We start from the raw sequence: 20,295 nt of genomic DNA on the forward strand, positions 1-20,295 counted from the left end.
TTCAAAAAAGGCGAAATACTCTCGAAATGCGCAACGAAATCGTGAATGTAGTCGACGAAATCAAGCAGGCCATAAGCCTGCTGAGGAGGCATCTTTGACTGGGATCAGGCAATAAGACGGCTGGACTGGTTGAATAACAAGGCAGAGGATCCGAACCTCTGGAACGATGCGTCCGAAGCGCAGAAGCTGATGCGGGAACGCCAGCAACTCGATGAATCCATCAGTGGGGTCAAATCACTCGAACAGCAGGTGAATGATAACATCGAGCTCATCGAGATGGGCGAGGCTGAGGGGGACGCCGATATCGTCAAGGAGGCCGAGGACGCCCTGAAGGCCCTTCGCAGCGAAGCAAACCGCCGTCAGGTGGAAGCTATGCTCTCCGGCGAAGCGGATTCCAACGATACCTATGTCGAAGTTCATTCCGGCGCTGGCGGTACGGAAAGCCAGGATTGGGCCAACATTCTGTTGCGCATGTACACGCGCTGGGCGGAACGCCAGGGCTTCAAGGTCGAGGTTCTGGAAGTTCACGAAGGCGAAGAAGCTGGCATCAAGTCTGCAACGATCCTCGTGAAGGGCCACAATGCTTTCGGCTGGATGAAGACGGAATCGGGTGTTCACCGTCTGGTACGTATTTCGCCTTACGACAGTAACGCGCGCCGTCACACGTCGTTCTCTTCGATCTGGGTTTATCCCGTCGTTGACGATTCGATCCAGATCGACATCAACGAAAGCGACTGCCGTATCGATACCTATCGTTCGTCGGGTGCCGGTGGTCAGCACGTTAATACGACTGACTCGGCTGTGCGTATTACGCATATTCCGACCGGTATTGCCGTTGCGTGCCAGCAGGAGCGCTCCCAGCACAAAAACCGCGCCAAGGCCTGGGAAATGCTGCGCTCGCGTCTCTATGAAGTCGAACTCCAGAAGCGGGAAGACGCGGCCAATGCGCAGGCTGCTTCCAAAACCGATATCGGCTGGGGCCACCAGATTCGCTCTTATGTTCTCCAGCCTTACCAGCTGGTGAAGGATCTGCGCACAGGTGTTGAAAGTACCGCGCCGAGCAACGTTCTCGATGGCGATCTGAACGAGTTCATGGAGGCAGCACTTGCCCACCGCATCAGCGGCGGCGCGAATGTAGAAGTTTCCGATATCGACTGAACGTTGATGTCTTGAATTATGTGAGCCTCTCGCGATGACAGTTGCGGGAGGCTTTTGTTTATGGAGATTACGTTGCGTCAGGTTTTGTATATCGTTGATGTTCAGCCGAGCTTTAACCCGCCGCCCGCTTTGATGACGGATATAACATCGCTGGCAAAGCGGATGCATAGCGTTGCCAGCGTCGAACGCCACGACGAAAATATTACGCCCTTCGAACGACAGCTTGCATGGAAGCCGGGAGTGGATGACGATTCATTCGTTCCAGCCGATCGCGTATTCATCAAGCATGGTTATGCGCCGCCCAAGGACGCCGTCGATTACCTTATTTCGCTGAAACTCGATCGCGTGCTCGTTTGCGGCATTCAGACAGACACCTGTGTGCTTGCGGCCGGATTTGCATTCTTCGATGCTGGACTGCAACCAACGCTCCTACCATGGCTCACCGTCGGGTCTAGCCTCGACCGATCCGGCGCACTCGGCACACGCCTCTGGAAGCATCATTTCGGAGCCGTGCTTAACGGCCCGGACGAACTTGCTGTCTGATTTAATTCGAGGCTTTCTCGATTTTCATGTCGCCCAATTCGTCTATAAGCACGGTCCACGCATCGGCTTCCTTTTGCGTTGGATCGGTCTTCAGGAAGACAGTGACAAACAGGCCGGGAGCGGTGGAAGCACCTGACGAACTTTCGGACCGGATATCAGTCACGTAAGCCTTCATCTGCGTGAACTCTTCCAGTTCCAACGTCTCAACCAGATTAGGACCCTTAGCAGTATAGGCTATCTGCTGAAGATAAACCTTTGCCGTTCCGTCGGTCTGACGCATGGCGACTAGCTTGTAATAGCCGCGGGTGGGTTCGCTCGCCGCCGCATTGTTCGATGCGTCTTTTTCGGCGGGCTGCTCCCACATGCCGCTACTGGTCACGAAAATGGTCGAAACGGGCAAGGCGTCGATATCCCGAGTCTGAGCCAGCGCTGGGGCAAAAGAAGCAGACAAGAGGGCGGCTGCGAGAAGCGTTTTCATCATCATCGTTTTCATCAGTTCGTAAATTGTTCGGCAAGCACTCTATCAGACCATGAACGGTCTGGGTCGGAGAGGATTCTCGCAGTTCTATCTTGAGACTGTGCAATCCGCACGGTCCTTACCGATTTCACTTCCGTGTGGTCGGCAACGGCGTTGACTGGACGCTTGTCGATCTCGAGGACGTGGATTTCGACCGTGACTTTGTTGGGGAGGAGCGCGCCCCGCCAGCGGCGAGGTCGGAAAGCGCTGACCGGCGTCAAGGCAAGGAGAGGGGATTCCAGTGGAAGGATTGGCCCGTGGGCAGAAAAGTTATAGGCGGTAGACCCGGCGGGGGTAGCAACCATCATGCCGTCACACACGAGCTCTTCCAGCCGCGTCTGGCCGTCGACATCCACGCGCAGCTTTGCAGCCTGATGAGACTGACGGAAAAGGCTCACCTCATTCATGGCCAGCGCCGAGAACTCTTCACCATGAGCGTCTATCGTCGTCATGCGCAGCGGATGAAAATCATTACCAGTCGCGGCCTCGATACGTTCCCTTAGGCGTTCAACCTTATAGTCATTCATGAGAAAGCCGATAGAGCCACGGTTCATGCCATAGACGCGCTTACCGGAATTCATCGTTTCGTTCAGCACCTGGAGCATGAAACCGTCGCCGCCCAGCGCGACGATAACGTCGGCCCCCTCGAAAGATTCGTTGCCGTATTCCTCGATCAATTCCTCGCGCGCGGCCTGCGCGTGCTCTGCAGATGACGCAACGAAAGAAATAGACTGTGTTGAACGCGACATGCCGCCACCCTTGTTGATGGCATCTTTGGTACATGAATACGCAGTCGTCCTACAAGCTCTTTCCCGCGTTCCCACGACCTCAACAAGTTTGTCACAAGTCAGTATTTGAACGGTAGCAAAGTACCATCGGATCAAAATGACACGCCTGTGAAGAAATGTTGATGATTAATTTTGCCTGTTTACGATTCACGCCGTCAGAGATCAGGAACTAAACAACACCTATCCCGTTCTGTGAACAAAAGGAGAGGTGACATGAAGTCGCAAAGCAGTTCCGATAGCCGCAGAGTTCTTGAAGCCGCCAACAGTGCGTCTTCCTCAACCTACAAGCCGCTGATCATTCCTCTGCGCGGCACCTATGTCGCCATGATCTTCCGAAGAACATGCCGTGGCGCGTTGTCAACGCAGAAGAATTAGTCTTCCGACCTTTGGGCTAGTCCCAAGTAATGAATCCAAAGAGCATGCACAACGACTTATAGTGGTAACAAAAATAGCGAAGGGAGAATGACATGAAAGCAATTCTCATAATCGCAGGTGCTCTGGGCATGACCGCCTCTGCAGCGCTCGCAGACTGCATCAACCACACCAATGTGAACGCATCCATACCTGTAGACAGGGAATTTAAAACCGCCAGCATCGCGCCTCCGACCGGGCCGGTAGAGAAGCCAGTGTTGATCCTTAAAAAGACTGACCGCGTGGCCATCGCAACGCAGGGTGCTGTGGCTTCGCCGGAGAGCGCTCTTCAGCGCATGCAATAAGCGAAACGAAACGCGCATTTTTCAAGATGTCCCGTGCGGATCAAAATCCCACGGGACTTTTGCTTGGTAGGTCTAAGTCGAACAACTCCATCAAGCCATCTTTGCCGGAAATCTCAGACGATTTACGCAAAATCATCTGGCGTCCGGCGTCAAAATGAAGCTGGAACAAGCGTCGCGCCCGAATAACTACGGACATCCGTAGTTCACGAATCCAGTTTGAGCGACAACTGCCTGCCACCATTTTTCTTAAGAATATAAATCGGTTTTGCGGTCATGAACTCGGTTTTTCTTTGCAGCTCTCGACGCCGAGCCTCGGCGCGCTCCCTGAGGTCACGAGATTTTGCAACTACATTAAGTGCATCTTGAATGGCTACATCCGCTCGCGTCATGGCAGGCTCTCCATTTGTTCACTTTATGTTCTTATTTTTGATCTTCCTTGTCAAGCAGTATTCGAGTGTCCGAAAGATGGGGCGTAGGAAAGGAGGCTCGGAAAACTGAAAAGCCGGCACGTATGGATGCCGGCTTCAAAACATTCATGATGTAAAGCGAATTGACATACGTTTACAAAGGTCAGGACAGAGGTTGGCCCTCTACAAAGGCAGCCTCAGAGATTTGTCCGCTGACGAGAGCGACGATTGCCAGGACCGCATGTTGCCGGTCCCAGCCAGCACCTTCGGCTTTTTCCAATAACCCGTTTATAGACGGCTCAAGAGCGAATTGGCATTCTGCCTGGTAATCCATCGTGTCGATAGAAAGCGACGGAGAATTGATCAAAGCGCGCATTCAGCACTCCATTCTAACGCGCGAACTGACCCCCAAATCAGAAAGCGCGGAAATTCAGATGCCTGCGCTGCCTCACTATAAGACGAGCAGCACAAGTTACGAATCCCCCAGCGCCGGGCAGACTCGGTTAATTGCGAGGCAGTGTCAACTAGACTTTGCCCCTTATGCTCAGGTTTCTCAGTCTCTGTGAGGTGTCCGCCGCCAGATCAACATGGCCATGACGAACAGGCAAAACAGGACGAACCAGATCAGCGGAAAAGCCAAAAAGAGAGTCGCATACCCACACCCTCCCGCGACGCACGATCCTGACTGCGCCATAACGGTGGCCGTTAAAAAGGCGACCGCACCGCTTGCGGCGACGCCTCCTATTAAAAGAAGAAGATTTGTTACCGTTCTCATGTCGGCGATTATGAAGCGAAATAAGACAGCTTTTAGGAGCGCAATATCTAGGTGTGATTTATAATCGTAATCGCCTGCCTAGTGTTGCATGTGAGGCATACGTCATACGAGAGCCGCGCAGGCTGAAACCAAGCATTACGCACTCGGTTTGCATACACGTTCCATTAGAATAAAGAGGAATTTGGTGGGTGATGTAGGGCTCGAACCTACGACCCGCTGATTAAGAGTCAGCTGCTCTACCAACTGAGCTAATCACCCGCCGCCCGCCGTCTGGCGGTGTGATTGGCCGTATAAAGAGGAACATTTGGGTTGTCTAGCGGCAAATGTATTTTATTTCGTTTTTATGCCTCCAAAATTTCCCGATAAACGAAAAAAGCCCGGAAGACCGGGCTTTTGGCGGTTGAGAATTTTTCTTCGTCAACGCCGGAAGGCGCGTCCGATCGCAATGAGAATGCAGGCGCCGATGAAGCCGGCTATCAGATAACCCAGCCATCCCGCCAAAACGATTCCGAAGACGGATAGAATAGCGTTGGCGACGATGGCTCCGATTATTCCTAGAATGATGTTCATGAAGACACCCATGTTGCTCTTCATGAATTGTTCGGCAAGCCACCCTGCGATGCCGCCGATGATGATTGCGGCGATCCAGCCAATCCCAGCAGATTCCATAATGTCCTCCAAGTTTGCGTGATAACTGTGTCAGTCACTCTAATATCGCGCGAATGGGCGTTTTGTTCCCCCGTTTTGCGATTTATTGGCGCTTGAAACCCTCGAGTTGCCGATTATTTTGACGCGATGAATCAGGCGAAGCAGAAAGGCAATACGATGATTTTTTCGATAAGGCAGAACAGGTCGCTTCGGCACCTGCCGATGCTCGCCGTTGCCTGGATGCTTTTGTCCTCGTTTGCCTTGGCGCAGGTTACCGATGAAGCCGTTCCCGATGCACCTCTGCCGGTCGCGCAGCAGGCAAAAGTCGATATCGAAAAATGGAATTCGACGCTGTCTGGTATTACTCAGGATGTTGAGAACGGAAGCGGTGAAGATAACAAACTCGTGGACCTCAAGGGCCGTGCCGACGACCTTACGGGAAACGCGAATGGAACGGTCAGCAGTCTTCGCGTCCGGCTAGATGAGATAAACGGTCGCCTGAGCTCTATAGGAGAGCCGCCGAAGGAGGGGCAACCGCCTGAGCAGAGCGTCGTTACGGATGAGCGAAACAAGCTGAACAGCGAAAAGTCGCAGATCAACGCAATTCTGGGACAGGCGGAAGCTGTTTCGACGGCTGCCGCCAGACTTTCCAACAACATCACCTCGATCCGCCGCTCGCTCTTTGCTGCGACACTGTTCAAGCGGACTGAAATCTCTCTTCCTGTGTTAGGTGAGGCCGGAAAGGAGTTTGTTAGCGAGTTATCGGCGCTGAGCAGTTCGTTGACGAACTGGGCAAACTACGTCTGGAATTACAAACGAGTTTCCATGTTTGGGGCAGTTTCGCTGTCGGTACTTGCGGCGCTGCTCTTTTTGGTCGGTGGATATCGCCTTCTTGGTCACCGCATGGAGCGAAGAGCGTTTACAGGCGAACCATCTTATTTACGCCGACTATCGGTCGCGTTCTGGTCTACGACGGTCCAGTCGCTGTCCGTGTTCCTGTTTATGGTGACGTCGGCATTTTTTCTCGATAACTTCGGTGTACTCACCGAGGATATTGCACCGATCGTTTTTGTCGCCATGTCCGTCATGGCCTTCGTCTACTTCGTTTCACGACTGACCTACGCCATTTTCGCGCCGACACAGCCGGAGTGGCGCTTGTTGCTGGTCTCTAACCGAGGCGCACACACCCTTTCCTCCGCCATGCTCGTGATGGCACTGGTCAATGGCCTTGATTACCTGTTCAGCACAATCAGCGAAACGCAGAATTCCCCGCTGATCCTGACTGTGGCGAAGAGCTTCGTAGCGTCGATAACCATAGGCGTTATTCTCTTTGCGATGTCGTTTTTGCGTCCGGTCATCGGCGAGGGGCAGGATGCCGAAACCGGCAACCGACGCATGCCACGCTGGCTGGTTATTCTGCTGCGCGTCGGCGGCCTGCTGCTGATTGGTGCGTGCCTCACCGGTTACGTGGGCCTTGGGCGTTTTCTGGCCACGCAGATCGTTGCAACGGGGGCTGTGGTTGCGACGATCTACATCGGCATACTCTCCGGCAAGGCGATTTCCAGACAGGGTGCGTTTGCCGAAACACTCGCAGGCCGCTATCTCGGTCGCCGTTTCGGACTAGGGCCAGTGCCTTTGGATCAGGCAGGGCTTGCAGCGGGGCTCGGCATATACGGCATTGCGCTCGCCTTCGGGGTGCCGCTCATCCTGTTCTCATGGGGCTTTCAGCCGGGAGACATCGAAAGCTGGGCATATCGCCTGCTGACCGGTTTCTCCGTCGGCAACACCTCGATTTCGCTGATCAGTATTTTTACCGGCATTCTGGTCTTTGCGGTTGGCTATATCGTTACACGCTGGTTCCAAAAGTGGCTGGATCGTAACGTGATGGCGCGCGGGCAGGTGGATGCCGGTGTGCGCAATTCCGTCGGCACGGGCATTGGTTATCTCGGTGTCGTCGTCGCCGCCATTTTTGGTGTCTCGTCGGCGGGTCTTGATCTTTCCAGTCTTGCTCTTGTCGCTTCCGCTCTTTCGGTCGGTATTGGTTTTGGTCTGCAGAACATCGTTTCGAACTTTGTCTCCGGCCTCATTCTTCTCGTCGAGCGCCCATTCAAGGTGGGTGACTGGGTGGTGACGGGTACGACAGAGGGAACCGTGAAGCGGCTCTCGGTTCGTGCTACCGAGATCGAAACCTTCCGTGGTCAGTCGATCATCGTTCCGAACTCGGAATTCATAAATGCGTCTGTCGGCAACTGGACGCATAGAAATCGCATCCAGCGCGCGGAAATCCCCGTTTCCGTTGCTTACGATACCGATCCGCAAAGGGTGATGGATATTCTGCTGGAGCTCGTCAAGAAGCAGACGCCGGTGCTTCGCAATCCTGAGCCACACGTCGAGTTCCTGCGGTTCGGCGACTTTTCGCTGGATTTCGAGCTGCGGTTCCATCTGGCGGATCTTTCACACGGGCTAACCGTGAAGAACAATCTGCGCATGGAAATCCTGCGTCGTTTCCGCGACGAGGGGATCAGCATTCCGATGCCGCAGCGCAACCTCAATATCCATATGGAAGGTGAGACCAATCCGCAGCTTCTGGCCGCACTTCTGGCCGAAGAGGGCGAAAAAGCGGTCGTCTCTCATACAAACGCGGCGGCGGCTGCAAAACAGGAGACGCCGAAGCAAAATGATATGGATGAAACCGAAATGGAATCTGGAAATAAACAGCCCTCTGCCCGCGCAGCCAAGCGCAGCAGCTGACCGGTTCGGAGCTTGAAAATCGTCAAAAGGCTCGTCGTCGCGGCGAGCCTTTTGCATGTCGTAATCAGGCGTTTGGGCAACGAAGCGACATTGCATAGTCCGTTCCATACTGGTTCGGGAAAATTCCGCCATTAGGCGGGTAGAAAATGCCTCAAGGGGAACTTTCATTATGAAGACAAATGCGCGGGCTGTTGTTATCGGTGGCGGCGTTGTCGGTGTTTCGACGCTTTACCACCTTGCCAAAAAAGGCTGGAACGATGTCGTTCTCATCGAGCGCAAGGAGCTGACGTCCGGCTCCACATGGCACGCCGCTGGCCTGCTGCCGCTGTTCAACATGAGCTATTCGGTTGGGCAGATCCACAAATATTCCGTGAAGTTCTATCAGGAACTTCAGGAAGAGACCGGTATGAATGTCGGCTTTTCCAAGGTTTCCAATATTCGTCTCGCCCGGACAAAGGACCGCTGGGATGAATATATGTACTACGCTGGCATCGCTGAAACCATTGGCGTCAATTACAAGCTGCTGACGCCGGAGGAGGTGAAGGAAGTCTGGCCTCTTTGTGAGACAGACGGTCTCCTCGGCGCTATTCAGCACCCGGACGATGGCTATATCCAGCCTGCCGATCTGACCCAGGCGCTTGCCAAGGGTGCGCGTGATCGTGGCGCGACGATCTATCGCAACACCACGGTTACTGAAATTGAGCAGCAGGCGGACGGCAACTGGAAGATTACGACCGACAAGGGCGAAATCATCGCGGAGCATGTCATCTCCTGTACGGGCAACTTTGCCCGCAAAACCGGCGAAATGGTTGGCATCAACATTCCCGTCATTCCCGTCGAACACCAATACATCGTTACCGAGCCACACCCGGCCATTCTGGAACGCCGCAAGCAGGGTCTGCCGGAAATGGGCGTGTTACGCGAATCCGATAGTGCCTGGTACATGCGCGAAGAAGCTGGCGGCCTGATCCTCGGCCCTTACGAAGTCGGCGCACCCGTCTGTTATGTCGACGGTCCGTCCGACGAAAGCGAGTATGAGCTGTTCCAGGAAGAGCTCGACCGCCTTATGCCGCATATCGAGACGGCTATCGAACGCGTTCCCGCATTCGGTGAAGTCGGTATCAAGAAGGTCTATAACGGCGCTATTGCCTATACGCCCGATGGTAATCCGATTGTTGGCCCTGCGCCGGGGCTCAAGAACTTCTGGCTCAACGAAGGTCACTCTTTTGGCATTACTGCGGCTGGTGGCGCAGGTTGGCAGTTGGCGGAATGGATCGTCGATGGTGAGCCCACGCTCGACCTCACCGGCGTCGACCCACGCCGTTTCGGTCCTCACGCCACAGAGGGTTATCTCATCGCCAAAAACGAAGAAGCCTACGCAAACGTCTTCACCATGCACTATCCGGATGAAGAGCGTTCGGCTGCGCGTCCGCTGAAGACGACGCCGGTTTATGATCGCCTGAAGAAGCTCGGCGCAGTATTCGGCTCTGTCTACGGCTGGGAACGCGCAAACTGGTTCGCACCTGAGAGCTATGCGCTGAAGGAAGAAGAACTCGGCGTCGGAGCAGACGTAATCACCAACCATAATTACGCTCCTGCTTTGGAAGACGGTCGTATCGTTGAAAAGTGGTCGTTCCGCCGGTCGAACTATTTCGAACACGTCGGCAACGAAGTGAAGAATGTGAACCAAAACGTCGGCGTGATGGACATGTCCGCCTTCGCGAAGATGGAAGTCTCCGGCCCCGGTGCACGCGCCTGGCTGGAATCTATCCTCGCCAACGCCATTCCGAAGAAGCGTGGCCGTATTGCCCTGACCCACCTTCTGACGCCTAATGGTGGAGTGAAGGCCGAGTTCACTGTTTATGAATGGGCACCGGGCCGCTTCTATCTGGTTTCGGCTGGCGGTCTCGAGTCTGTCGACCATGACACCCTACGCCGTCTGGCGCCGACCGACGGTTCCGTCGTTCTCCAGCCGATCACCCAGAAATACGGTGTGTTGGTGCTGGCAGGGCCTAAGTCGCGTGATGTACTCAAGAAGTTGACGCGCACCAGCCTGGAAAACAAGGATTTTCCGTGGCTCACGGCGAAGGAAATCTCAGTGGGCGTTGCCACGGCGCATGCGCTGCGTGTCAACTTCGTAGGCGAACTGGGTTGGGAACTACACCATCCAATCGAAATGCAGAACTACATCTTCGACCGCCTGATGGAGGCCGGTGCGGAGTTCGGCATCAAGCCGTTCGGTATCCGCGCAATGGTTGCCATGTCGCTGGAAAAATCCTACCGCAACATGGGTCGCGAGCTTTCGGTTGAATACAATGCGTATTCCTCCGGTCTCGACCGATTCGTAAAGCCTGAAAAGCAGTTCATCGGTCGCGATGCGCTGGTTGCTGGTAAAGAAGCGGGCCTGAAGTGGATATTCTCAACGCTCGTCGTCACAGGTAACACCACGGTCGACGCTCGCGGCTCGGAGGCCATCTTGAACGACCCGGGAGATGTCGTCGGCCGTGCGACGAGCGGCGGTTTCGGCTGGCGTATCGGAAAGTCGCTGGCGCTTGCCATGCTTTCACCGGAATACGCTACCGTCGGTACGAAGCTTAAGATCAAGATTTTGGGCGACCATTACGACGCTGAGGTAGTGGGCGAAAGCCCCTTCGATCCAGACAACGCCGTCCTTCGGGCATAAGAACCAAAAAGGCTCCGGTTGATCCAGGAGCCTTTTTTCTGTGTGTCATCTGTCGCGGGTGACAGACATTTCGCCGAAGATTCTTGCCATTTCTTTTTGGACGTTACGCTCTTCATCGCTGTCACCAGAGGGAGATACAGCGGGTTCTGGTGCTTGCTGTTCTGTATTCTCAACCTCCAGGCTAACAGGAGGTCCACCCGCTGCGTTATTCTTGGCAATTTCTGCTTCCAGAAAACTCTCAAAGTCGCTGGTAAGCTGGTCACCGAAAACCGGACCATTGTCACCAAGTGCAAGCGGTTCTTTCTTCGGGGAAGCGGCAGCGGTGACCGCTGGCGCCGTCTGGAAGGTCGGTAGCACCCGCTCGCGGGCGGCATCGAGAAAATCGACGGCGCTCTGCCGATCGATGGCGGGTTCTCGCGCAGCGACAGGCTCCGGTGCAACGGCTACGGGCGTCGGGATGACAGCTTGTTCCTCAGCCGCCGACGCCGGGCTTTTTATCGGGCGCTCTGGCTCCACAGTTGGCAGAGCCGCAACTGTCGCCGCGACCGCTGTTGCCGGTACCGCAGGCGCAACGGGCTCACGCGCGATAGTACGTGGTATTGCGGGCGCATCCTCCTGATCTCGCTGCCTAGGCGCCGCTGCCGGGATTTGCGCTGACGTGACAGGGGGGCGGGCGGGCAACGGGGTCGGCGCAGGCGCAGGCGAAGGCGAGGGCGTGACTGCCGGTGCAGATGGTCTCGGTACCGGCGGTGTCACAGGCCTCACGGTTGCCACTGGCGATGCGGCAACTGGCTGCTTCTTCTCGGGTTGAGGCACCGCTGGCTGCGAGGGAGCTGCATTTGTTGCCGCAAATGTGGGCCGCGTTTCCTCCTCACGCTGTGGCGGAAGAGGTTTTGGCTTTTCGGACGTGATGGCTCGCTCTGCCGAAAGCGATTGCAAAACTTCCTGCTGTGGGTCGCGGATGTCTTTTACGATCGGGATTGCGCCAATGCCGCTTTCAATGACGATATCCGTAGGGCCGCCGATCATGACCAGATGCTCGACATTGTCGCGCCGTACGAGAACGAGACGGCGGCGCGCATCGACTGCCGTTGCGTCCAGCACCTGAAGACGAGGTTGACGGTTTTTTCCACCGCGAATGAACGGGGCAGAGCCGCTCCGTCTTCGAATGAACCATAAAACGATGGCAAGAAGGAGAAGCGCGACGCCTACGCCCACGACCGCCACGATAAGGCGGTTGCCATAAGTGCCGATAAAGTCTTCCATCATGAAGCCGGTCCCTTTGGTCTTCTGCAGCCCAAATGATTGCTGCATTTCATGTTTTTACAGATTGTGAACGGAAAAGACGATTTTTTTGGGCCGGACACAAGAATTATCCGAATTCCTCCACGAAATTGCTGGAGCTATCTCGATAAAGCCGCTTTTCGCACAGTCATAGCTTCAGTCGTACGCGGCGTCGCGTCTTCCCCCGCGCATTGGCTGTGCATGGACAAAGGTTTATGCAGTTCAGGAGCTTTTTGATATTTCTTCGAATTGCTACAAGGAAAAGTAAAGGCGATTCCGTATGCTTCGCCTCAGTGAATGCCAGGGAATGACAGAACTGCAAGGGTTAGAGCCTCGATGACCAAGGTGCGTCAAGCCAGCGACAATGACTTTCCCTTGGTGGACAGGCGTGCCCGCTCCGGCACTGTGCTGCGAATATTGCTTCTGGCTTTGGTGCTGGTGGCTGCTGCCGTTGCTTTCGTCTACTTCAAGAACTCACTGGAAAACGAGATCGTGCTCGGTATTCTGGGCGTTCTGGCGATGCTTGGCATCTTTTTCCTCGTTTCTTCGGTCATCGGTTTCATCGAGGTCATGCCGCAGTCGCAGTCGGACGGGATGGCGCGGCGGTTTCTCTCCTCTCATCCGGATGGAACGCTGATCGCCGACCCAAAGGGGCGCCTGGTCTATGCCAATGCGACCTATTGCCAGATGACGAGCGCCACCAAGGCTACGGACATACAGAGCCTCGAAACTCTGCTCTCGCGAGACCGGGAATCGACCGAGGCACTTTACCGCCTGATCAACGGCCTTCGGGAAGGCCGCGACGGCTACGAAGAATTCAGGCTTTTGAAGCCGCTCAGCCAAACCGCCTCCCATTCCGGTCCGCATTGGTACCGCCTCAAGGCGCGCCTGCTCAAGGACACGAACGGGCAGGACCTGCATGTTTTTCAGATCGCTGACATTACCACCGAGCGCGAAGATCAGGAGCGGTTTTTCCGCGAGTTGCAAAACGCCATCGATTACCTCGACCACGCGCCAGCCGGTTTCTTCTCGGCGGGCCGCAAGGGCGAGATCGTTTATTTGAACGCCACGCTTTCCGAATGGCTTGGTATCGATCTTGCGCAATTCTCGCCGGGATCCATGACAGTTTCGGATATCGTTGCAGGCGAGGGTATGGCACTGATCGAGTCCGTCCATCCGCAGGCCGGGGCCAACCGTACAGAAATGCTCGATCTCGATATGCGCCGCGTCAACGGCCAGAGCATGCCCGCGCGTCTGGTGCATCAGGTAACCGCCGCGCGCGATGGTGCGCCAGGTGAGAGCCGCACCATCGTTCTGATGCGTCCAAAGGGGCAGGAAAACGCGGAGTCGGCTTCGGCGATGCGCTTTACCCGTTTCTTCAACAATACCCCGATGGCGATTGCATCACTGGACGGTGACGGGCGAATCCTGCGCACCAATGCGCCGTTCCTGAAGCTATTTTCCGGTGTCGTCGGCCGTGACGAAATCGATAGTCACGTGACATTCGAGACCGTTCTGCATGATAACGAAAAGGCGAAATTTGCTCAGGCCGTTGATGCCGCCAAGGACCGACAAGGCGATATCGCGCCGTTCGATTCGCGCCATCCCACCGATGAGGCGCGCCATTTCCGCTTCTACGTGAACGCCGTCATTGACCAGGATGACGAAGCGCCGGAAGAGGTTGCCATTGTCTACGCAATCGAAGTGACCGAGCAGAAAGCGCTCGAAACGCAGATGGCGCAGACGCAGAAGATGAATGCCGTAGGTACGCTGGCAGGCGGCATAGCGCATGACTTCAACAACGTTCTGACCGCCATCCTTCTGTCATCCGACCATCTTCTGCTTCAGGCGCGACCGGCCGACGCCAGCTTTGCCGATTTGATGGAGATCAAACGAAATGCAAACCGCGCAGCCGTTCTCGTTCGGCAGTTGCTTGCATTCTCTCGCAAGCAGACAATGCGACCGGCTGTCCTCAATCTGACAGACGTCATCGGTGATCTTCGCATGCTGGTGGATCGTCTGATTTCCGGCACGAACGTCAAGCTGGAAGTCGATTATGGCCGCGATCTCTGGCCGGTGAAAACAGACCTTTCGCAGTTCGAGCAGGTTCTGATCAATCTCTGCGTCAACGCGCGCGATGCCATGCCGGATGGGGGAAAGATCAAGATCGTTACGCGCAATATGACCGAGAACGACGTTGCAGCCCTTGGACGGTCGGATCTTCCTGTTGAAGATCTGGTAATGATCGAGGTAGCCGATAACGGCACTGGTATCGCACCCGAAATCATGGACAAGATTTTCGAGCCGTTCTTCACCACCAAGGAAGTGGGCAAGGGAACGGGACTGGGCCTTTCCATGGTCTATGGCATCGTCAAGCAGTCCGGCGGCTATATCTATCCGGAATCCGAGGTGGGCAAAGGTACCGCCTTCCGTATCTTTCTTCCACGTCACATCGTTGAACCTGTCCAGGCGGTTTCGTCAGTCGATGGCGCACCGGTTCAGACGCAGCCGGCTCCAGCGGCGAAGGAGCCTTCAAACGAAGAACCGCTGGATTTGACGGGAAAATCGGCTGTCGTGCTTCTTGTCGAAGACGAGGAGGCCGTTCGTCGCGGTGGCAAGCGTATGCTGGAGACCAGAGGCTACACTGTTCACGAAGCGGGCTCGGGCACCGAAGCGCTCGACGTCATGGAGGAGTTGGAAGGCAAGGTCGATATCGTGGTTTCGGACGTGGTGATGCCAGAGATGGATGGACCATCGCTGCTCAGGGAATTGCGGAAGTCCTATCCTGATCTCAAGTTCATATTCGTTTCGGGATATGCCGAAGACGCCTTTGCCAAAAACTTGCCCGCAGATGCAAAGTTCGGATTCCTGCCTAAGCCGTTCTCGCTCAAGCAACTGGCGGTCGCCGTTCGGGAGATGCTCGACGATAACAGTTGATGCTCAGCGTGCAGCGGACTCCAAAATTGCCTTATCAGGTTGATGGCTTGGGAATGTCCGGTAGAAAACCATTTAAGGTCAATGTTCCTGCGTGTCGCCGAAGTTGGATCTAACTTTCGTCGGCTTGAAACGGATTAGTGATTGCAGTGCGCCGCAAGGGGCTTAAAATCGCTCATTGAAGACCTAAATAGGAGAAGGCGAAATTCTTACTCGCTGCCTTATCGGGTTAAGCGGGTTTGATGTGGAGAATGAAGAAAGATGATCGCCAAGTCGATCTACATGCAGGGCGAAGGTGAAGGGGACGACGGCGGAACGAACCGTGGAACGTCGGTTATTACCCGCACCCAGCCCAAGACGAAACGACCGAATTTATACCGTGTTCTTCTGCTGAATGACGACTACACTCCAATGGAGTTCGTCATTCATATTCTGGAGCGTTTTTTCCAGAAGGACAAGGAAGCCGCGACCCGTATCATGTTGCATGTCCATCAACATGGGGTAGGGGAATGCGGAGTATTCACATATGAGGTCGCCGAGACAAAAGTAAGCCAGGTCATGGATTTCGCCCGACAGCACCAGCATCCGCTTCAGTGCGTCATGGAAAAGAAATGAGGATCGCAACGTGCCAACTTTTTCCCCAAGTCTAGAGAAGGCGCTGCACCAGGCACTGACCTTTGCAAATGAGCGTCACCACGAGTATGCGACGCTCGAACATCTACTGCTCGCGCTGATCGAGGATGTCGATGCCGCCGCCGTGATGGGTGCGTGCAACGTCGACCTCACTGCACTGCGCAAGACCGTGGCTGATTATGTCGATAACGAACTTTCCAATCTGGTCACAGGATATGACGAGGATTCCAAGCCCACCTCCGGCTTCCAGCGCGTCATCCAGCGCGCGGTTATCCACGTCCAGTCCTCCGGCCGCGAGGAGGTGACGGGCGCCAACGTTTTGGTCGCCATTTTTGCAGAGCGTGAAAGCCACGCTGCTTACTTCCTGCAAGAGCAGGAGATGACCCGTTACGATGCGGTCAACTACATCTCGCATGGTATCGGTAAACGTCCGGGTTCTTCCCAGACCCGCACGCCGCGGGGTTCGGAAGAGAACGAAAACGAGGCAAAGCCAGCGCGAAACGGTTCGGAAGACGATGGTTCCGGTGCCAAGAAGCAGCAGGATGCGCTGAAGGCTTACTGCGTCAACCTCAACGACAAGGCTCGTAACGGTAAGATCGATCCGCTGATCGGTCGTCACGAGGAGGTCAACAGGACCATTCAGGTCTTGTGCCGCCGTTCGAAGAACAATCCGCTTTATGTTGGAGACCCTGGTGTCGGCAAGACCGCCATCGCTGAAGGTCTCGCAAAACGCATTGTTGAAGGCAAGGTGCCGGAAGCGTTGAAGAACGATACGATCTTCTCGCTGGATATGGGTACGTTGCTGGCCGGTACGCGTTACCGCGGTGATTTCGAAGAGCGCCTGAAACAGGTCGTGAAGGAACTCGAAGAATTTCCGGGTGCGGTTCTGTTCATCGATGAAATCCACACTGTTATCGGTGCTGGCGCGACATCTGGCGGCGCAATGGATGCGTCCAACCTCTTGAAACCTGCACTGTCCTCAGGGGCGATCCGTTGCATCGGTTCGACCACCTACAAGGAGTATCGCCAGTTCTTCGAGAAAGACCGCGCACTTGTGCGTCGTTTCCAAAAAATCGACGTCAACGAGCCATCCATCGATGATGCCATCGAGATCATGAAGGGTCTGAAGCCCTATTTCGAGGATTATCATCATCTTCGTTATACCAACGAAGCGATCAAGGCTGCGGTGGAGCTTTCAGCACGTTACATTTCCGACCGCAAGTTGCCGGACAAGGCTATCGACGTGATCGATGAGACTGGTGCGGCGCAGATGCTGCTTCCAGCTTCCAAGCGGCGCAAACTCATCACCGAGAAGGAAATCGAGGTCACCATCGCGACGATGGCTCGTATCCCGCCGAAGACAGTTTCGAAAGATGACGAGATGGTTCTGGCCAATCTCGAGCAGGAACTGCGCTCGGTGGTCTACGGTCAGGATATTGCGATTGAAGCTCTCTCGACCGCTATCAAGCTTGCCCGTGCTGGGTTGCGCGAGCCGAACAAGCCGATTGGTTCCTATGTCTTCTCCGGCCCAACCGGCGTGGGTAAAACCGAAGTTGCCAAGCAGCTTGCGTCGTCACTCGGCGTTGAGATGCTGCGCTTCGACATGTCGGAATATATGGAGCGTCACACCGTATCTCGCTTGCTCGGTGCGCCTCCCGGCTATGTCGGCTTCGATCAGGGTGGTCTTCTGACAGATGGCGTCGACCAGCATCCGCATTCGGTCGTGCTGCTGGACGAAATCGAAAAGGCGCATCCGGATATCTACAATATTCTCTTGCAGGTTATGGACCACGGTTCGCTCACGGATCATAACGGCAAGAAGATCGATTTCCGGAACGTCATTCTGATCATGACCACTAATGCGGGCGCGTCCGAAATGGCAAAATCTGCCATCGGTTTCGGTTCGTCGCGTCGATCTGGTGAGGATGAAGAGGCACTGAACAGGCTGTTTACACCGGAATTCCGCAACCGTCTGGATGCGATCATTCCATTCTCACCTTTGCCAACAGCGGTCATCCACAAGGTTGTCCAGAAGTTCGTCATGCAGCTTGAAACACAGCTTTCCGAACGCAACGTTACGTTTGACCTGCACGAAGACGCCATCGCTTGGCTCTCCGATAAGGGCTATGACGAAAAGATGGGTGCGCGTCCGCTTGGTCGCGTTATTCAGGAGCACATCAAGAAGCCGCTTGCTAACGAGATCCTGTTCGGAAAACTCAAAAAGGGCGGAGTCGTCAGTGTTGCCGTCGACAATAAAGACGGCAAGGACGGCCTGAAGCTTGAGGTGTTGCCAGAAACGGCTCCAGTCAAACCAAAGCCGGAAGCTGAGTTGAAGGCGGCGAAGTCCCCTGGAAAGGGCAAGGCCAAGTCGAAAGCGGCAAAGGTTGCCAAGGCTGACGAACAATCAGAGGTCTTGACGCTGGATGACGACAAGTCTGCCGACGAGGCAACGCCTCGCCGCAAGGCCAACGCGGTTCCAAAAGTGCCGAAGAAAAAGTAAAAGCGTCTTGTCTTGAGTGATGAGTGCCGGGTAGTTTCTGCCCGGCACTTTTGTTTGTATCGGAAATACCATGCCTAGCCAAAATGGCACCGACTCTCACTTTCTCTGGTTCGCACGGGGAATGAGAGGGATATTCTCGCTGCCTTCTCTCATCCTCATGACATCGTTTGTTGGGTTCAGTGCGTTTGCGCTGGAATCTGGCGTCACGCGTGGCGAGGCGGTATTCATGACGCTGACGATCTGGGCGCTGCCCGCGAAGATGATCCTGATCAGCTCCATGGTCAGCGGTGCAGGGCTTGCGGCGTGTTTCCTGGCGGTGACATTATCCTCTATCCGTATGATGCCGATGGTGGCGTCCATCGTACCGGAGATGCGGACCGCAAAGACCCCAACCTGGCTACTCCTATTCATCTCGCATTTCGTGGCCATAACGGCATGGGTTTTCGCCACGCAAAATCTTAGCAAAGTCTCAAGGGAGGCTCGGGTCGCCTGGTTTGCGGGTTTCGGCATGACTTTGACCGTCATAAATGCGCTGATCGTCGGCGTATGTTACGGCGTGGTTGCGGCTTTTCCGCCGCTCGTTGCTGGTGTGTTGTTCTTTTTGACGCCTGTATACTTCGTCTCGTCGATATGGGCTTCGGCCCGGCACAGCGTCGTAAAGGTCGCCTTCATCATTGGCGTCATCGGTGGCCCGTTATTTGCGATGATAGAGCCTGAATTCGACATTCTCTATGCGGGTGTCGGCGGCGGAACACTTGCTTATCTCGTTGATCGTTTTTGGTTTCGCCGCCGCGTTCAACCTGTCTCACCGGAGAGTGAGCTATGATGGGCGACGCGTGGTGGGCGCCTTACCTGTTCATTGCAATTGCAGGATGGATCGCTACGGATTTATGGCGATGGCTGGGCGTCATCGCCGGTAACAAGCTTCGTGAAGATTCGGAGGCTTTGAACTGGGTGAGGGCAGTGGCGACGGCTCTCGTTATGGCTGTGACAGCCAAACTGATTGTTTTCCCTACCGGTACGCTTGCTGATTCGCCTGTATGGTTACGGATTGGTGCCGCTGCGCTGGGCTTCATCGCATTTTTGGCCAGCGGTCAGAGAGTTTTCGTGGGTGTCGTCGTACCGATTATTCTGCTTGCATCGGGCATGTTCCTGCTAGGAGTCTAACCCGGGTTTTTCATAAATATCGTTCAAAAAAAATGGTTGAAGCAGTTTATTTCTGCTTCAACCTCAAAGTATGCCGTTATCACTAATGCACGTTCAACACGTGTGCATGGCTGCTGGCCACGAGAAACGATTCTCTCGCAGCCTCAATGTCGCACCGTCCAGAAATCGCGGCGAGGCACTGCTTTTTTGCTTCTTCGTACTCATATCCGTGGTCGTTCGGCCAACGATACATGAGCATATCAAGCGCGACCAACGGACTGTATATTTCCACCATAGCGCAAAGCGGTAAGTGTATTGCTACGGGTTTAACCCATTGCGCGTGGTGACAGGGCTGTGACTTGTGGATGAGCATGGGATCCTCCTTCCCGACCTCGCGCACAAAACCGAAAAATCACGAAATGGTTCCTGTTCACGGAAAATGTGAACACATTAGGGGTTTCTTTTTATCAAGATGAATGGAAAATGAACGAACACATGAACCGGAGATGAACGAAAAAGCTGTTCACGCGTTTATATGCTCATAATGAAGGAGGCCCGATTATGTTCAATCTGTCTGGAATTCAGGAAAGCTTTTTTGGTGATCGTATGGCTGGCGTATGCCAGGCGATAACCTCAGCACTCGCGTTTGAAACGGGTCTGGAAAAATCAAGTATTTCGGCCATGGTCGAGAACGACACGATCTACCTCGAAGGCACAGCCGACTCCGTTGAGGCAATCGACATCGCCATCAGCTTGGCATCTTCGATATCGAACTGCCGCATTCTCAGCCACATCGAGCCAGTTTACTGAGA

19 protein-coding genes and 1 tRNA gene are annotated in these 20,295 nt (G+C 54.8%); 12 read left to right on the plus strand and 8 right to left on the minus strand.

All coding sequences use genetic code 11. The annotated features are described in order from the left end of the window. The first annotated feature begins 26 nt into the window (after window positions 1-26). Window positions 27-1,158, plus strand: a protein-coding gene (prfB, locus tag G6L28_RS07590; protein WP_174063181.1) for a peptide chain release factor 2 whose coding sequence is annotated in 2 segments (ribosomal slippage) — window positions 27-95 and window positions 97-1,158 — 1,131 coding nt in all. Because the reading frame shifts where the segments join, the coding sequence is not laid out codon by codon here. A 72-nt stretch (window positions 1,159-1,230) separates the two neighbouring features. Beyond that, window positions 1,231-1,701: a cysteine hydrolase family protein gene (locus G6L28_RS07595; protein WP_174063182.1), complete on the plus strand. Its 471-nt coding sequence runs from the start codon at window positions 1,231-1,233 to the stop codon at window positions 1,699-1,701. Between the two features lies 1 nt (window position 1,702). Here the strand turns inward: G6L28_RS07595 and G6L28_RS07600 are convergent, their stop codons facing one another. Together G6L28_RS07600 and G6L28_RS07605 are read right to left on the minus strand one after the other, a co-directional pair. Beyond that, a complete protein-coding gene (locus G6L28_RS07600; RefSeq protein WP_174063233.1) occupies window positions 1,703-2,182 on the minus strand; it encodes a hypothetical protein in 480 nt (159 codons plus the stop codon). 11 nt (window positions 2,183-2,193) lie between these two features. Beyond that, the gene (locus G6L28_RS07605) at window positions 2,194-2,967 is read right to left on the minus strand and encodes an NAD kinase (RefSeq protein WP_174063183.1); all 774 of its coding nucleotides are present in this window, start codon (window positions 2,965-2,967) and stop codon (window positions 2,194-2,196) included. 252 nt (window positions 2,968-3,219) lie between these two features. On the opposite strand from G6L28_RS07605, the gene G6L28_RS07610 reads away from it, so the two are divergent. After that, entirely contained in the window at window positions 3,220-3,381 is a 162-nt protein-coding gene (locus G6L28_RS07610) for a hypothetical protein (RefSeq protein ID WP_174063184.1), read from the plus strand. Between the two features lie 92 nt (window positions 3,382-3,473). Then, the gene (locus G6L28_RS07615) at window positions 3,474-3,722 is read left to right on the plus strand and encodes a hypothetical protein (RefSeq protein ID WP_174063185.1); all 249 of its coding nucleotides are present in this window, start codon (window positions 3,474-3,476) and stop codon (window positions 3,720-3,722) included. Window positions 3,723-3,925: 203 nt separating this feature from the next. Here G6L28_RS07615 and G6L28_RS07620 read toward each other — a convergent pair whose 3' ends face one another. From G6L28_RS07620 to G6L28_RS07635, 4 genes are all read right to left on the minus strand, one after another. Further along, on the minus strand, window positions 3,926-4,111 hold the full coding sequence (locus G6L28_RS07620) for a hypothetical protein (protein ID WP_174063186.1): 186 nt from the start codon (window positions 4,109-4,111) through the stop codon (window positions 3,926-3,928). 181 nt (window positions 4,112-4,292) lie between these two features. Further along, window positions 4,293-4,505 carry a hypothetical protein gene (locus tag G6L28_RS07625; RefSeq protein ID WP_174063187.1) on the minus strand — a complete coding sequence of 71 codons (213 nt, stop codon included), beginning with the start codon at window positions 4,503-4,505 and terminating at the stop codon, window positions 4,293-4,295. A gap of 581 nt (window positions 4,506-5,086) precedes the next feature. Then, window positions 5,087-5,162 (minus strand) — tRNA-Lys (locus G6L28_RS07630). Between the two features lie 159 nt (window positions 5,163-5,321). After that, on the minus strand, window positions 5,322-5,573 hold the full coding sequence (locus tag G6L28_RS07635; protein ID WP_174063188.1) for a GlsB/YeaQ/YmgE family stress response membrane protein: 252 nt from the start codon (window positions 5,571-5,573) through the stop codon (window positions 5,322-5,324). Window positions 5,574-5,792: 219 nt separating this feature from the next. On the opposite strand from G6L28_RS07635, the gene G6L28_RS07640 reads away from it, so the two are divergent. Together G6L28_RS07640 and G6L28_RS07645 are read left to right on the plus strand one after the other, a co-directional pair. Beyond that, window positions 5,793-8,303, plus strand: coding sequence for a mechanosensitive ion channel domain-containing protein (locus G6L28_RS07640; protein WP_425292662.1), 2,511 nt, complete (start codon window positions 5,793-5,795; stop codon window positions 8,301-8,303). Between the two features lie 169 nt (window positions 8,304-8,472). After that, window positions 8,473-10,986, plus strand: a complete 2,514-nt coding sequence (locus G6L28_RS07645) for a GcvT family protein (protein WP_174063190.1) — start codon at window positions 8,473-8,475, stop codon at window positions 10,984-10,986. Between the two features lie 45 nt (window positions 10,987-11,031). On the opposite strand, the gene G6L28_RS07650 is transcribed toward G6L28_RS07645, so the two are convergent. Continuing rightward, window positions 11,032-12,300, minus strand: a complete 1,269-nt coding sequence (locus G6L28_RS07650) for a flagellar biosynthetic protein FliO (protein ID WP_234902495.1) — start codon at window positions 12,298-12,300, stop codon at window positions 11,032-11,034. Window positions 12,301-12,606: 306 nt separating this feature from the next. On the opposite strand from G6L28_RS07650, the gene cckA reads away from it, so the two are divergent. The 5 genes from cckA (at window position 12,607) to G6L28_RS07675 (ending at window position 19,504) form a co-directional block, all read left to right on the plus strand. Further along, the gene (cckA, locus tag G6L28_RS07655) at window positions 12,607-15,207 is read left to right on the plus strand and encodes a cell cycle histidine kinase CckA (RefSeq protein WP_174063192.1); all 2,601 of its coding nucleotides are present in this window, start codon (window positions 12,607-12,609) and stop codon (window positions 15,205-15,207) included. Window positions 15,208-15,465: 258 nt separating this feature from the next. Next, window positions 15,466-15,819, plus strand: a complete 354-nt coding sequence (clpS, locus tag G6L28_RS07660; RefSeq protein WP_174063193.1) for an ATP-dependent Clp protease adapter ClpS — start codon at window positions 15,466-15,468, stop codon at window positions 15,817-15,819. 10 nt (window positions 15,820-15,829) lie between these two features. Beyond that, window positions 15,830-18,337 carry an ATP-dependent Clp protease ATP-binding subunit ClpA gene (clpA, locus tag G6L28_RS07665; protein ID WP_174063194.1) on the plus strand — a complete coding sequence of 836 codons (2,508 nt, stop codon included), beginning with the start codon at window positions 15,830-15,832 and terminating at the stop codon, window positions 18,335-18,337. Window positions 18,338-18,407: 70 nt separating this feature from the next. Further along, a complete protein-coding gene (locus tag G6L28_RS07670; protein WP_174063195.1) occupies window positions 18,408-19,163 on the plus strand; it encodes an AzlC family ABC transporter permease in 756 nt (251 codons plus the stop codon). Further along, window positions 19,160-19,504 (plus strand): AzlD domain-containing protein, encoded by a 345-nt coding sequence (locus G6L28_RS07675; RefSeq protein ID WP_174063196.1) that lies wholly within the window; start codon window positions 19,160-19,162, stop codon window positions 19,502-19,504. The genes G6L28_RS07670 and G6L28_RS07675 overlap by 4 nt, the downstream gene beginning before the upstream one ends. A gap of 82 nt (window positions 19,505-19,586) precedes the next feature. Here the strand turns inward: G6L28_RS07675 and G6L28_RS07680 are convergent, their stop codons facing one another. After that, window positions 19,587-19,856 (minus strand): DUF982 domain-containing protein, encoded by a 270-nt coding sequence (locus tag G6L28_RS07680; protein WP_174063197.1) that lies wholly within the window; start codon window positions 19,854-19,856, stop codon window positions 19,587-19,589. A 188-nt stretch (window positions 19,857-20,044) separates the two neighbouring features. Here G6L28_RS07680 and G6L28_RS07685 point away from each other — a divergent pair, with 188 nt between their 5' ends. Beyond that, window positions 20,045-20,293, plus strand: coding sequence for a BON domain-containing protein (locus G6L28_RS07685; RefSeq protein ID WP_174063198.1), 249 nt, complete (start codon window positions 20,045-20,047; stop codon window positions 20,291-20,293). The last annotated feature ends 2 nt before the right edge of the window (window positions 20,294-20,295 follow it).

Origin of the sequence: Agrobacterium larrymoorei (assembly GCF_013322225.1) — a bacterium.
GTDB lineage: Bacteria > Pseudomonadota > Alphaproteobacteria > Rhizobiales > Rhizobiaceae > Agrobacterium > Agrobacterium larrymoorei_A.

Bases quoted from the DNA above. Each gene is read 5' to 3' on its own strand.
- G6L28_RS07600 (WP_174063233.1), bottom strand. From the start codon at position 2,182: ATGATGAAAACGCTTCTCGCAGCCGCCCTCTTGTCTGCTTCTTTTGCC.
- G6L28_RS07680 (WP_174063197.1), bottom strand. From the start codon at position 19,856: ATGCTCATCCACAAGTCACAGCCCTGTCACCACGCGCAATGGGTTAAA.
- cckA (WP_174063192.1), top strand. From the start codon at position 12,607: ATGACCAAGGTGCGTCAAGCCAGCGACAATGACTTTCCCTTGGTGGAC.
- G6L28_RS07645 (WP_174063190.1), top strand. From the start codon at position 8,473: ATGAAGACAAATGCGCGGGCTGTTGTTATCGGTGGCGGCGTTGTCGGT.
- G6L28_RS07635 (WP_174063188.1), bottom strand. From the start codon at position 5,573: ATGGAATCTGCTGGGATTGGCTGGATCGCCGCAATCATCATCGGCGGC.
- G6L28_RS07685 (WP_174063198.1), top strand. From the start codon at position 20,045: ATGTTCAATCTGTCTGGAATTCAGGAAAGCTTTTTTGGTGATCGTATG.
- G6L28_RS07675 (WP_174063196.1), top strand. From the start codon at position 19,160: ATGATGGGCGACGCGTGGTGGGCGCCTTACCTGTTCATTGCAATTGCA.
- clpS (WP_174063193.1), top strand. From the start codon at position 15,466: ATGATCGCCAAGTCGATCTACATGCAGGGCGAAGGTGAAGGGGACGAC.
- G6L28_RS07670 (WP_174063195.1), top strand. From the start codon at position 18,408: ATGCCTAGCCAAAATGGCACCGACTCTCACTTTCTCTGGTTCGCACGG.
- G6L28_RS07610 (WP_174063184.1), top strand. From the start codon at position 3,220: ATGAAGTCGCAAAGCAGTTCCGATAGCCGCAGAGTTCTTGAAGCCGCC.
- G6L28_RS07620 (WP_174063186.1), bottom strand. From the start codon at position 4,111: ATGACGCGAGCGGATGTAGCCATTCAAGATGCACTTAATGTAGTTGCA.
- G6L28_RS07615 (WP_174063185.1), top strand. From the start codon at position 3,474: ATGAAAGCAATTCTCATAATCGCAGGTGCTCTGGGCATGACCGCCTCT.
- G6L28_RS07650 (WP_234902495.1), bottom strand. From the start codon at position 12,300: ATGCAGCAATCATTTGGGCTGCAGAAGACCAAAGGGACCGGCTTCATG.
- G6L28_RS07605 (WP_174063183.1), bottom strand. From the start codon at position 2,967: ATGTCGCGTTCAACACAGTCTATTTCTTTCGTTGCGTCATCTGCAGAG.
- G6L28_RS07625 (WP_174063187.1), bottom strand. From the start codon at position 4,505: ATGCGCGCTTTGATCAATTCTCCGTCGCTTTCTATCGACACGATGGAT.
- G6L28_RS07640 (WP_425292662.1), top strand. From the start codon at position 5,793: ATGCTTTTGTCCTCGTTTGCCTTGGCGCAGGTTACCGATGAAGCCGTT.